Source organism: Clostridioides sp. ZZV15-6597, assembly GCF_020657815.1.
Classification (GTDB): Bacteria; Bacillota; Clostridia; order Peptostreptococcales; family Peptostreptococcaceae; genus Clostridioides.
Window position 1 is genome coordinate 21,702 of sequence record NZ_JAGWCT010000016.1, and the last position, 13,435, is coordinate 35,136.

Consider the following 13,435-nt stretch of genomic DNA (forward strand, 5'->3'; position numbering starts at 1 on the left):
TATTATATAGTTTGTGCAAAAAACAAAAAAAATTTCCTTCTATTTAAGGAAATTTTTTTGTAGTATTGTAACAATAAATTCGCTACCAATACCAAGTTCACTTTTTACTTTTATACATCCATTTAATGATTTGACTATATGCTTCGTTATAGCCAATCCTAAGCCCGTTCCTCCTACATCTCTACTTCTTGCTTTATCCACTCTATAGAAGCGTTCAAAGATACGTTCTACATCTTCTTTTGGTATTCCAACGCCATTATCTATAACTTTGATTATTATTTTTTCTTCATCTTTTAAAACTACAACTTGTACAATACCATTATCTTGAGTGTATTTTATAGCATTATCAACTAAATTTAAAAACACTTGTTTGATATAATCTCTATTAGAAAGTATGTTTATTGATTTATCATCACATTTATATAAAACTTCTATATTTTTTTCACTAGCTGAACGTTGAGTTATTTCATATACTTCTCTAAATACATCATATATTACAACATCTTCCATTAGAAGAGTATCTTTATTTTCTACAAATGATAATAATAATATGTCATCAATCAATCTTTTTAATCTGTCTGATTCACTTTCTATTATTTCCAAAAACCTATTTCTAGTATTTACATCTATATTTTCATTGGATTTTAACGTTTCAACAAATCCACTTATAGATGTAAGTGGTGTTTTAAGTTCATGACTTACATTAGCAACAAAATCACTTCTCATATTTTCAAGCTTCACCTTTTTAGTAATATCTTCTATGTTTACTATTGAGCCAATTATTACATTATTAGTATTTTGAAGATAAACTGGGTCCACTTTTATTTTGTATACTATATCATCTTTAGTAGTAATCTTTGCAGTTTCATTTTCTTTAGAACCTATAAATTGAAGTATCTGCTTTAATATTTCTTCTTCTTTTATTACAGCATTGATATTATGACCTTCAACTAGTTTGTTTGGTTCGCTCTTTATCATTTCTTTAGCTTCATCATTTATCAATAATATGTTTCCATTTACATCTATAGCTAAAATTCCATGAGATATACTTTTTAATATAGACCTTAATTGTAAATGTTTATATCGCACTTCTTCTAATGTATCATCCATGTTTTTTATCATATGATTAAAATTTCTGGCTAATTCTCCTAGTTCTCCTTTAGCTGATATATTCAGCCTAGCATGAAACTCTTTGTTACTTACTTTTTTTGAAACGTATATAAACTCTTTTAAATATTTTCTTAGTGTTATTGTGTATCTTACAGACAATATCACAATGGCTATAGACAACATAACAATAAAAAAATATATGTTCTTTAATTCTTCCACAAGATAACACTCCTAAAATATAACTTTTTCTAATCTATTTTGTATCCTACACCTCTTATAGTTTCTATATATTTTTCTGATTTATCTTCATCTTCTATTTTTTTTCTTAAATATCTTATATGGACGTCTACTGTTCTAGTTTCTCCATAGTATTCATAGCCCCATATTTTATCTAAAAGATAGTTTCTTGAAAGTACCTTACCTTTATTCTGAATTAATAATTTTAACAGTTCAAACTCTTTAAGTGTTAACTCTATCTTTTCAGAACCTTTAGTAACTTCATGTTTTGATAAATCTAGTTTTAAATTACCTGTGGTAAGTATATTATTTTCTTCACCTGTACTAGTTAAGTTATATCTTCTTAAAACAGAGCTAACTCTAGCTAACAATTCTTTTATACTAAATGGCTTGGTTATATAATCATCAGCACCTACTTCAAGACCTTCAACCTTGTCATTTTCCATATTTTTAGCAGTAAGCATTATAACAGGAATATTTTTCAAGTCTTTATCACTTCTTATTTTTCTAAGTACTTCTATTCCACTTATATTTGGTAGCATCCAATCTAAAAGTATTAAATCTGGTTTAACTTCCTTAGCTTTTATAAATCCATCAAATCCATCATATGAATAACTAACTTCGTAGTTTGACACCTCCAAATTGAATTTTAATAGCTCAACTATATGCATTTCATCGTCTATAACAAGCACTTTAGTATTCATTAAAAAGCTCCTCTCTATTTTATCTGTAGTACCGTTCCTATTCGTTCTGATGCCTTATTATGTTTTCTATAAGAGTGGAATTCATCTGCTCTACAACTAGTGCATAGATTTAAATTTATTATATTTTCTTCTTTGACTCCACTACATCTCAGCATATACTCATTAATTTTCCATAAATCTAAATAGTAACTTCCCTCTTTTATTATATAGAACTTTTCATCATTATTTGTAAGAATTGTGTTAAATTTTTCTACTAAATCCTCAGACACTTCATAACAACAAGGTCCAATTGATGGTCCAATTATACATATCAAATCTTCAGGAACTGTTTTATAGGTCTCAGACATCAATTTTATTGTTTTGTGACCTATATTACTAAAAGTACCTTTCCAGCCCGCATGTGCTAGTCCTATGGCTTTATTTTTAGCATCTATAATTGATATGGGTACGCAATCTGCTGTAAACAATAAAAGTGGTACTTTCTCTAAGTTTGTTATAAGTGCATCGCCTTCTATTTTTTGTCCTATATTCTCTCTGTTAACTATGTTAACTATGTCTGAATGTATTTGAGAATTACTAGTTAAATTTTCAAACATTAAATTGCATTCCTTACAAACCCTTAACATGTCTTCTTTACTTTTTGCATCTATATTTTTGCAAGTTATAATTAGATTTATAGAATTTAATTTTTCATCAATTTCTTTACAGTTGCTACTTAAGTTAACATACTCTTTAATATCTTCTACACTTTTTAGATTTATATAATCTTTCATCATTTATCTCCTTTTTCTATTAGTATACTTTTAAGTTCGTTTACAAAAGTATTTATATCTTTAAATTGTCTATACACAGAAGCAAATCTTACATAGGCGACTTCATCTAAATCTTTCAATTTATCCATTACCATTTCACCAATTTTTTTGGTTTCGATTTCTTCTATAAAACATTTATTTATTTCATTTTCAATATGTACAACTATATTCTCAATATCTTCAACAGATACAGGTCTTTTCTCACATGCCTTTAATAGTCCGTATTTTATTTTTTCTCTATCAAAATATTCTCTACTATTATCTTTTTTAATAACCATTAAAGGAGTAGTTTCTATTTTCTCATAAGTAGTAAATCTCTTTTTACATAATTCACATTCACGTCTTCTTCTAATAGATTTTAAATCTGTATGTCTAGAATCTATTACCTTTGATTCTTTATAATTACAATAAGGACATTGCATCTGTATTCCTCCTTCGTTTAGCTATATATCAAATTCATCTAAGCTTAATTCTGAACCTATATTTACTATTATTGTATCACAACCTATTTTAAGTATATCATTCCAAAATATAACTTCTTCATCCCCTCCTCTTGAAAAAAAACTTCTACTTCCATCTCCAAAAATGGTAAATGAGACTACCTTACCCTCATGGATATCCATATCTATGTCGATTATGAAACCCATCCTTTTTCCATTTTTTACATTTATAATTTCTTTTTCCATTATATCAGAAACTCTAATCATATTATACTCACCCTTTCTTTAAAAATAAATATGTATTTGGATAAAAAAAAATGACCTATATAGGTCATTTAAATTTAAAATTATGTTTACATTCCATGGATTACTTATACATACTTTCTCATATTTTTTAAAGCATTTTTTTCAATTCTTGATACTTGTGCTTGAGATATACCGATTTCATCAGCAACTTCTATCTGAGTTCTTCCTTTGTAAAATCTTAAATCTAATACCAACTTTTCTCTACTATTTAATTTTTTAATAGCTTCCTTAAGTGATATTTCTTGCAACCAGTTTTCATCAGTATCTTTTTTGTCTTGAACCTGATCCATTACAAATATCGCATCTCCATTATCTTGATATACTGGGTCAAATAAAGATATTGGGTCTTGTATAGCATCAAGTGCCATTACAACTGACTCTACTTCTAATTCTAATTCTTTTGCTATTTCTGATACTGTTGGTTCTTTTGAATTTGTTCTAATTAATCTTTCTCTGACTTGTAGTGCCTTATATGCTATATCTTTTAATGATCTACTTACTCTGATTGGATTATTATCTCTTAAGTATCTTCTAATTTCTCCTATAATCATAGGAACAGCATAAGTTGAAAATCTGACATTTTGACTTAAATCAAAATTATCTATAGCTTTTATAAGACCAATACAACCTATTTGAAATAAATCGTCTATATTTTCTCCTCTGTTGTTAAATTTTTTTATTACACTCAAGACTAACCTTAAATTTCCTCTTACAAATTGTTGTCTGGCTTCTTCATCACCACTTTTTATTTGTAATAAAAGTTCCTTCATTTGCTTATTTTTAAGAACTGGAAGTTCAGATGTATTAACACCACATATTTCAACCTTATTAACTTGCATACATTTCAGTCCTCTCTCAAAAAGTATTCATCTATTGAAATTATTTACATTTCCAATTTTTTTATACTTTTTAAGAAGAATTAATTTAGCATTATACAAATTTTTTCATTTCTTTTTGTAACCTTGAAATTATTTTCTTTTCAAGTCTAGATATGTAGGATTGAGATATTCCAAGCATTCCAGCAACTTCTTTTTGTGTTTTTTCAATACCTTTATCTATAAGTCCAAACCTTAATTCCATAATTTGCTTTTCTCTGTCACTTAATCTGTCAAGTGCCATAACTAATAAATCTCTATCTATCTCTTCTTCTATTATTTTATATATTTCATCATTTTCTGTACCTAAAACATCTGATAATAAAAGTTCGTTTCCATCTAAGTCTATATTTAAAGGTTCATCAAAAGATACCTCTGTTTTCTTTTTATTATTTTTTCTTAGATACATTAGTATTTCATTTTCTATACATCTTGAAGCATAAGTTGCTAATTTTATGTTTTTATTTAATTTAAAAGTATTGACTGCCTTTATCAAACCTATAGTTCCTATAGAAATTAAATCCTCTACATCTATACCTGTATTTTCAAATTTTCTTGATATGTAGACTACTAATCTCAAATTTCTTTCTATTAAAATTGATTTTACAGTTTCATCAGTTTCTAGTTTTTGCAAAAGTTCCATTTCTTCTTCTGGTTTTAGTGGAGGAGGAAGAATATTGGCCCCTCCCATATAGTATATTCCTTTTGGCTTTATTATTTTTAATTTAATACCTAACATCGTAATAAAGCTTATGATTCTTTCTTTTAATCGTAACATCCTTTGTCCCCCTTAAATTTTTAGCTAGAATCCAGGCAATATATTTGGATTCATTATTGCCCCGTATTCTCTATCATTAAAATTTGAAATACCAAGTATTATATTTCCTATCTTTTGCTCATCTACCTCTACATAATCAGCTTTTAGACCAATTATTATGCTTGTCTTATTACTTCCAGCATGTTTATAAGGTATTATTCTAACTCTCCCTGAAGTTCTGTCATCTAAACTACATATGATTTCCTGAGCTTTTTCCATATCTATATCTTCATAGTTAATATTTAATAGATTTTCTGGAATCAATCCTTCTAACACACTTGATTTGACTATTATTACATCACTTTGACTTATTGGGTCTTTTAATAAATTTCCACTATCCACTAAAGCCTTACAGCAAAAGCTTTTTTCTAATAAGTTTATATTTATAGTCTTTGTAAGCTCTTTGATGTATTTAAGCATCTTCAAGTCTTTGTAAATGTACTTTAATAGTTCACAACTTACATAAGTACATGCAATTAAAAAAGATATTTTTAAATGGCTTATTCCTGTAAAATAAATTACAAAATAAGTACTTCCAGAAATAAAAATATTTACTAAATAAAAAACTAATGCTACATGAGCATAATCTTTTTTACTCTTAGTCCTAAATGAAATTAAAGTTATAATACTCATGATTATTATTTTAAATGGCACTGTAAATAGTATATTCATTGACGGGTATAAATAAGCAACAGAGTAGGCTCCTCCTAAACTAGCCCCCAGCAACTTATTCTTTCTAGGATTATATTTTTTAGTAAGAATAGAAGTACAACTTATAATAATATAATTTATTACTAGGTTTTCTATAACATAGTACTCAATATACACCATGTATCCCCCCTTAAAACCTTTAAACATATTATAAGATAGTATGTACAAAATTTTATGTCACTTTTGACAGTCGAATCCAAAACAAATTCTATTTAAAAATAACAATGATATATGTCTTATACTTTATGTCGTCAAAAGATATTTTTTTAGTATCAAACAAATAGGCTTTTTTGTAGAATTCAATATATCTAGGTAGAAGTTATTCAACCCTACTTTTGGAATATTTCCATAAAAAAAGACTATGCGACTTAATAATATAGCAAGTAAATCTTTTACTTGTATAAAATTAAGTTGCATAGTCTATAAATTCAAATATAAACTTAAACTATTGTGCTAATAATTCATTTGCATATTTTGCAGATTCATTTAGTGCTTGTTCTGGAGTCTTATCTCCAGCTATCATCATTTGAAGTTGTTTCCATAAGTGTTCATATATTTCTACTCCATGAGGTCCAACTGTTAATGGTCTGTACATATTTTTATCTTTTGTTACCATTTCTTCAAATCTTGGGTCTCCTTGATATTTTTCACCTTTAGCAACTGGTGCTCTTGGTATCTCTTTATGGAAAGCTTCCATTGAGTCTTTACTTAACATATATTCAAGAAGTTTAAAGCCAAGTTCTTTGTTTTTACACGCTGACATTAAAGTTAAATCATCTACTGAAGCAAAACTACCAACTGTTTTATCTTCTAATGAAGTTACATATCCCCAGTTTAAGTCTGGGAATGATTTATCAAAAGTACTTGTAGCAGCAGAAGACAGCATTATAGTAAATGCAGCTTTTCCTGGTCCAAATACACTTTCAACCATTTCATTACTGTCTTTTGATAAAGCATTATCTGGTATATATTTTTTCATATCATTTATAAAGTTAGCAGCTTTTAATCCTTCTTCATTATTAAATTTAACTGATTTTAAATCATCATTATATATATCTCCACCAGCTTGCCATAGATATGGATACCAGTTCCAGTTTAAACTACCAAACACTTTAGAACCCCAACCTTGTGCAAGACCCCATTGGTCGATTTTTCCATCTCCATCAGTATCTTTTGTTGCTTTTTCACATATTCTTTTAAAATCTTCCCATGTTTTAGGAGGTTTTTCTCCCAATTTTTCTAGTATATCTTTATTATAGTATAATACACCTGGATTAGCAGCTTCTATAGGTAAACCGTAAATTCCACCCATCATTTTTGCATTATCTAAGTATAAATAATTGTCTGAAGTTCCTGATTTTTCTAAATAAGGAGTTAAATCTTCAACTGCTCCCATTTCTATAAATTGAGGAAACATTTCTGCATACATATATCCTATATCTGGCCCCTCACCTGCACTGATTGCAGTAGCATATTTTTCTGCATAATTATCCCATGGTACTATTTGAAATTCAATTTCACAGTTATTTTCCTTTTCAAATTTCTCAAGTATTGGTTTCCATGCATCTGCATCATGATCTGTTAATGGTGCAGACCATACAACTAATTTTTCTTTGCCATCTTTTCCTTTAGATTCTTCTTTTTTTGTACATCCAGCAAGAAGTGATGTTGACAAAACAGCAACCATGGCTAAAGAAAGAATTTTTTTTAGCTTAATCATACTTAATCCCCTTTCAGACTTTAATTTCTCTTTTTCCTCAAATTTTTACAATTCAATTCAGATTTAATATTACCAAATAAAAATATCATTGTCTAATTATAAAAAACTATAACCATTTGTATAATTATCATTTTTTTCTATACTTAATAAAAAAACTTTACTTTTTTATATTTTTTTGATACTAGAATATATTTTAAGAAATAATAGATTAAAATACAAAAAATAAAAAGAAGTCTATTGACTTCTTTATAAATTTACATATTATCTTCTTCTTCTTAAGAATGTAGGTATTTCCATGCTCTCATCATCGTCTTCTTCTATTATACTCGCCTTTTTAGGAGCTTCTATCTTTTCTTCAACGACAATTTCTTCTTCTTCTATTTCTTTTACAACTTGTTTTACGGTTGTATTCAAAGAAGATCTTATACTTGATTTAGGCTTAGTATCCAAATCTAAAATCCCACCTTGTAAGCCTTCAAATCCTGTTGCGATTACTGTAATCATTATTTCATCGCCTAAATCTTCTTTTATAGAAGCACCAAATATAACATTTGCTTCTGGGTCACATGATTCCATAACTAAAGTAGATGCTTCATTAACTTCAAATAATCCTAAGTTAGGACCACCTGTAACATTAAGAAGTACTCCTTTTGCTCCTTGTATTGATGTTTCTAAAAGTGGAGATTGGATAGCTTGTCTAGCAGCATCTATAGCTCTAGTTTCTCCACTAGCACTACCTATACCCATATGAGCAAGACCTTTATCTTTCATTATAGTAGTAACATCTGCAAAGTCTAAGTTTATTAATCCTTCAACTGCTATAAGGTCAGAAATTGATTGTATACCTTGTTTTAACACATCATCTGCAACTGCAAAAGCATCCAACATTGAAGTATTCTTTTGTACTATTTGTAAAAGTCTATCATTTGGTATTGTTATAAGAGTATCTACCTTTGACTTAAGCTCAGCTATTCCACCTTCAGCATTTTTCATTCTTATTTTACCTTCAAATGCAAAAGGTTTTGTAACTACACCTACTGTAAGGATACCCATTTCTTTAGCTAAGCCTGCAACTACTGGGGCAGCTCCTGTACCAGTACCACCACCCATTCCAGCTGTAACAAATACCATATCAGCTCCTTGAAGTAGTTTTACTATTTCATCTTTACTTTCTTCAGCAGCTCTTTTTCCTACTTCTGGATTAGCTCCTGCACCAAGTCCTCTAGTTAATTTTTCTCCTATTTGAACTTTATATTCAGCCTTTGATGTATATAAAGCTTGTTTATCTGTATTTACTGATATAAATTCAACGCCTTTAAGTTGAGCTTCTACCATTCTATTGACAGCATTGTTTCCACCGCCACCTACACCTATTACTTTAATTTGTGCACATTCTTCTAATTCTACGTCAAAGTTTAGCATCATAAACCCCCTTATCTCATGATTCAAAGTTATCGTATGTATTAATTATATCATTTTCTTCTTTTATTTTGTTAACCTTTAACTAACATATTCCACAAAAACGTAAATTTTCCTTTTTAATTTTCTTACTTATATTGTCAAATATTACTCTTTAAGTATAAAATATTTTATGTATATATCAAAAGCTCTTTAATTTTTATGTTTTTTATTCATAATATTGGCAATGATATAACGTCTAATTATGGATAAATTATTAAATAGTCTCATACCAAAAACTAATACTGCTACATAATAAAGTGAAATTCCTAACTTTTCTCCTATATAAGTCAATAATATAGCCAAGATAGCATTCCCTATGAAACCAGTAACAAAAATTACATTATCATAGTTCTCTTCAAAACTGGATTTTATCGCTCCAAATATAGAATCCATTATTGCAAGAATAGCTACTGACATATATATCGAATAATCCATAGAATATGTAAATGGAATGTAGTAACCTACTACCACACCAAATGCCAATCCTCCTAACACCCATATCATAAATCTTCACCTCTTTATTTTACTTTGAAACACAACTATATTACAATCCTTTTTATTAATTTTTTTTATTTTTTCTTTATTTTTTTGTATTTTTCGTTTTATTTTGCAAATAAATCCACCTTATTTCCATTATTTTCCTGTATTTTTATATTAATTCCATATATATCCTTTAGAGATTTAGCATATGATTCTGGAGAATTTATAGCTGCACTCAATAAATCTATATCTCCTATAGCTTTTATTATAAATGGTTGTCCATATGTAGTATCGTTCACTGTAATAGTTGCTCCTGAACATTTTATCTTACTTGTTGACAATACTCTTTCTCCATTTATAGATATTGCTTTTGCACCTGCTTTTTTCAAATCATTTAAAACTCTTAGAATGTCAATATCATGTATAATCAGGTCGTTTGGATTTTGTCCATCTTTTAATTCTCTTTCACTATCCTTCATAGTAATAGTTATTCCTGGACCTGTGACAGTTGAGTAGCCACTTAACTCTTTAACTTCTTCAAGTTCTTTTTTCATTAATGTTTGAATCGATTCATTTCCATTATTTTCTGCTTGCTTATATTCATCTAAAGTATTTTTATTACTTTTAAGAGCTTCTTTTAGATTTTTTATTTCCTTATTTGTATTTTCTATTTCACTTTCAATACTTTTAGTCTGACTCAATGTTATATACACTTTATTTGGGTTCAGTGATTTTATATAAGTTGATATGAAAATGCCTAATATGAATGCTCCTAATATAATCATTTTCTTTTTCATACTATTATTTCCTCTCTACTTTTTCTGTATCACCGTGTCCATTTATTTTTACATTATCTTCTTTAGTCACTTTTACCTTTGCATTATAATACGTTTCTATTTCCCAGACAATACCGTACTTTATATTGAGCGCAGAAGCTAATGTATCAGAATCACCAATTGCCTTTATTGTAATTGGCTCCTTTATAACAGTATCATTCATATAAAGTTTATCTTCTTTCAAATACATATATGTATTTGAAACTAATCTTTGATTATTTATAGATATAGCACTTGCTTGTGCTGAATTTAATTTATTTATCATTGACAGTAATAAATCATAATTATATAGTATACTGTCATTTTTATCAAAGCTTCCTAAGGTTTTTGTAGAATTTATTTCAACTTCAATACCTTTTCCTTCTACATCTGTATATCCAGCTAAGGTTTCATATTTTTCTATTTCTGATTTAAGTATATCTTGCTCTCCTTTTTCACTTTTACCTCTATAAGTATCTATATCTTTTTTTACACTATTAATTTCTGATTGAAGATTTTCTTTTTCTTTTTTTAGAGATTTAAGTTCTTCTGTAAGTTGCTCTCCTCTCTTAAAAGTCATCATTCCTCTATTTTCTATATTAATAATTTTTAATTGTAAACTAACGAGAACTCCCAATACAATACTTCCTATGATTATACTCTTATTTATAAATCTTTTTTTCAAAATATCACTTCCTTACAATTGTCTATCCTTCTGGACTATATACAGCTAGCTTTCCATAATTTAGATTTATAGTCCCACCATTGGTATTTTTATTTTGCAGGTCAATCAAAATTTTATTTACCCTAGATATATTATAATCTAAGTTATCATCATTAGAAAGTAAGATTTTTATATTGCTTCTCGTAAGCATATTTACATTCCCTTCTTTTTTAAAGTTTACATAATTTATTTTTCTATAAATACCTTCTTCTTTTAAATAATTTAAAGTCTTAAATACATTCTCTTTAGTTTTATAATTTTTAAATTTTATTGATTTCGTATCATCAATATTATAATCTACTTCCACTATCAAATCATTTTTGCTTTCATTAGTGCCTTTTAGTTCCTCTAATAAGTTCCCTTTTTTATCTATATAACAATAGTTATCTTCATCCTTTAATGCTGCAAAAATTTCTTTTTCCTTTAAGCTTATAATTATCTTATTTGGAAGTTTCCTTTTTATTTCTACATCTTCTATATATGGATTTTTCATAAGCTTACTTTTCATGTCTTTAAAATTGTATGCAAATATATTTTCATGTGAACTTACATTTAACTCTTTCATTATATTTGACTTGGTGACTCTTTTATTTCCAATCACATCTATCCTCTTTACATCAAATAAATCACTCCCTACAATAATACATATCCCAAAAGATAGCATAAGTATAAAAACCAAAACTATCATAACATTATTCGTATTTAGCTTCTTTCTCCTCTTCAAATACAATCAACCCCTTTGGTTAATAAATACACCTTTCGAGTTTATATTTCCTACAAAAAAAATATAATATTTAAAGTCAAATTTTCTCATTTTTTTACAAAACAATCTAATAAAACATTAAAAAAGAGGATTAAATTGATATTTCATCAAAATAAATATAAAATACCATATATTTTTTATAACTTAAAACTTGTATACACACAAATAAACCCCTAATTTAGAATAATTTAGAAAATCTAATATATTATAAATTAGGGGTAAATATCTATTTATCTTTTCTTTATTCCTATTACTTTAGCCTGACCTTCTATACTTGGAGCTGCTTCTTTTTTTACTTCCTCAACAACTTTTTCTTTTTTTGGTTTTTTAGCTGTTGATTTTTGTGTTGAGTTGTATACCTTTATTATCTCATCATATATAAGGTCTATCGCCTCAGGTCTACCTATAGTTTTACTTGCATTTGCCATGTCAACTAGAAGCTCTCTATCGCCTAAAAGTTTAAATACGGCTGTATTTAGGCTTTCTGGAGTTAAGTTTTTTTCTAGAATTGCAACCCCTGCACCTTGCTTCTCTATACTCTTAGCATTGTACTCTTGATGATTTTCAGCAGTATATGCTTTAGGTATTATTATAGAAGGTTTGCCAAGAGCTGTTATTTCAGCTAGTGAAATTGCTCCTGCACTACCTATAACTAAATCACTTGCTGCAAGTGCATTTGCCATATCTTCTAAATAAGGTACTACTTTTTGGTATGGTTTAAGATTTATATTACTGATACTTTCCATAAATTCTTCATAATAGCTTTTTCCTGTTGCAAATATAAAAGCTATATCTTCATTGACCATATTCTTTATGACAAGTCTCATTGCATCATTTATTTTTCTTGAACCTCCACTACCACCATAGCAAAGTACCATTTTTTTCTCTTCACTTATCCCTAAATTTTTTCTTGCGATATTTTTTCTTGATAACAAAATTTCTTTTCTAACTGGATTTCCTGTAAAAACTAATTTTTCTTCAGCTGTCTCAGGAAATCTTTTATGTGAATCTTCAAAACTTGTAAGTACCTTTGTAACTGTTTTGGATAAAATCTTATTAGTTACTCCAGGAAAAGAATTTTGCTCATGTATTATAGCTGGTATTTTTCCCATAGACGCATTAAATAAAACAGGTCCACTGACATATCCACCAGTTCCTATGACTACATCTGGCTTAAATTTTTTAACAATTTTTCTTGATTGTTCCAATCCTTTAAAAAGCTTAAAAACTCTTTTTACATTATCGAAGTCTATTTTTCTCTTAAATCCTTGTACTGTTACAGTTTTCAATTCAAATCCATACTTAGGAACTATTTCTGATTCTATTCCCTTTTCCGTCCCAACAAACATTATCTCGGCGTCTGGATGTTCATCTCTTATTTTGTTAGCAATAGCTATAGCTGGATATACGTGTCCTCCAGTTCCACCGCCCGATAATAAAACTTTCATCAAATCATCATC

Annotated in this window: 15 protein-coding genes; all 15 read right to left on the reverse strand. The window is 28.0% G+C overall.

Annotated elements, in window-relative coordinates; genetic code table 11:
* Positions 1-39: 39 nt before the first annotated feature.
* The gene (locus tag KGF52_RS05955; protein ID WP_255642516.1) at positions 40-1,293 is read right to left on the reverse strand and encodes a HAMP domain-containing sensor histidine kinase; all 1,254 of its coding nucleotides are present in this window, start codon (positions 1,291-1,293) and stop codon (positions 40-42) included.
* 65 nt (positions 1,294-1,358) lie between these two features.
* Complete coding sequence (locus KGF52_RS05960; RefSeq protein WP_227432425.1) at positions 1,359-2,051, reverse strand: winged helix-turn-helix domain-containing protein; 693 nt, start codon at positions 2,049-2,051, stop codon at positions 1,359-1,361.
* A 14-nt stretch (positions 2,052-2,065) separates the two neighbouring features.
* The gene (gene pgeF / locus KGF52_RS05965) at positions 2,066-2,827 is read right to left on the reverse strand and encodes a peptidoglycan editing factor PgeF (RefSeq protein ID WP_413894805.1); all 762 of its coding nucleotides are present in this window, start codon (positions 2,825-2,827) and stop codon (positions 2,066-2,068) included.
* Positions 2,824-3,285, reverse strand: a complete 462-nt coding sequence (gene nrdR, locus KGF52_RS05970) for a transcriptional regulator NrdR (protein WP_227824212.1) — start codon at positions 3,283-3,285, stop codon at positions 2,824-2,826. The genes pgeF and nrdR overlap by 4 nt, the downstream gene beginning before the upstream one ends.
* A 21-nt stretch (positions 3,286-3,306) precedes the next feature.
* A complete protein-coding gene (locus tag KGF52_RS05975) occupies positions 3,307-3,570 on the reverse strand; it encodes a YlmC/YmxH family sporulation protein (RefSeq protein WP_227432422.1) in 264 nt (87 codons plus the stop codon).
* 104 nt (positions 3,571-3,674) lie between these two features.
* The gene (gene sigG, locus KGF52_RS05980; protein ID WP_169468424.1) at positions 3,675-4,448 is read right to left on the reverse strand and encodes an RNA polymerase sporulation sigma factor SigG; all 774 of its coding nucleotides are present in this window, start codon (positions 4,446-4,448) and stop codon (positions 3,675-3,677) included.
* 91 nt (positions 4,449-4,539) lie between these two features.
* On the reverse strand, positions 4,540-5,262 hold the full coding sequence (gene sigE / locus KGF52_RS05985) for an RNA polymerase sporulation sigma factor SigE (protein WP_227829169.1): 723 nt from the start codon (positions 5,260-5,262) through the stop codon (positions 4,540-4,542).
* 24 nt (positions 5,263-5,286) lie between these two features.
* Positions 5,287-6,132, reverse strand: a complete 846-nt coding sequence (locus KGF52_RS05990) for a sigma-E processing peptidase SpoIIGA (protein ID WP_227829170.1) — start codon at positions 6,130-6,132, stop codon at positions 5,287-5,289.
* A gap of 325 nt (positions 6,133-6,457) precedes the next feature.
* Positions 6,458-7,732 (reverse strand): ABC transporter substrate-binding protein, encoded by a 1,275-nt coding sequence (locus KGF52_RS05995; protein WP_227829171.1) that lies wholly within the window; start codon positions 7,730-7,732, stop codon positions 6,458-6,460.
* Positions 7,733-7,993: 261 nt separating this feature from the next.
* A complete protein-coding gene (gene ftsZ / locus KGF52_RS06000; protein ID WP_227432418.1) occupies positions 7,994-9,154 on the reverse strand; it encodes a cell division protein FtsZ in 1,161 nt (386 codons plus the stop codon).
* 189 nt (positions 9,155-9,343) lie between these two features.
* Positions 9,344-9,697: a small basic family protein gene (locus tag KGF52_RS06005; protein ID WP_227839464.1), complete on the reverse strand. Its 354-nt coding sequence runs from the start codon at positions 9,695-9,697 to the stop codon at positions 9,344-9,346.
* 98 nt (positions 9,698-9,795) lie between these two features.
* Positions 9,796-10,470 carry a DUF881 domain-containing protein gene (locus KGF52_RS06010; protein WP_227839465.1) on the reverse strand — a complete coding sequence of 225 codons (675 nt, stop codon included), beginning with the start codon at positions 10,468-10,470 and terminating at the stop codon, positions 9,796-9,798.
* A 4-nt stretch (positions 10,471-10,474) separates the two neighbouring features.
* Positions 10,475-11,173, reverse strand: coding sequence for a DUF881 domain-containing protein (locus tag KGF52_RS06015; RefSeq protein WP_227839466.1), 699 nt, complete (start codon positions 11,171-11,173; stop codon positions 10,475-10,477).
* A 22-nt stretch (positions 11,174-11,195) separates the two neighbouring features.
* Positions 11,196-11,936 carry an FtsQ-type POTRA domain-containing protein gene (locus KGF52_RS06020; RefSeq protein ID WP_227839467.1) on the reverse strand — a complete coding sequence of 247 codons (741 nt, stop codon included), beginning with the start codon at positions 11,934-11,936 and terminating at the stop codon, positions 11,196-11,198.
* A 269-nt stretch (positions 11,937-12,205) separates the two neighbouring features.
* Positions 12,206-13,423: an undecaprenyldiphospho-muramoylpentapeptide beta-N-acetylglucosaminyltransferase gene (murG, locus tag KGF52_RS06025; RefSeq protein WP_227839468.1), complete on the reverse strand. Its 1,218-nt coding sequence runs from the start codon at positions 13,421-13,423 to the stop codon at positions 12,206-12,208.
* Positions 13,424-13,435 lie beyond the last annotated feature (12 nt).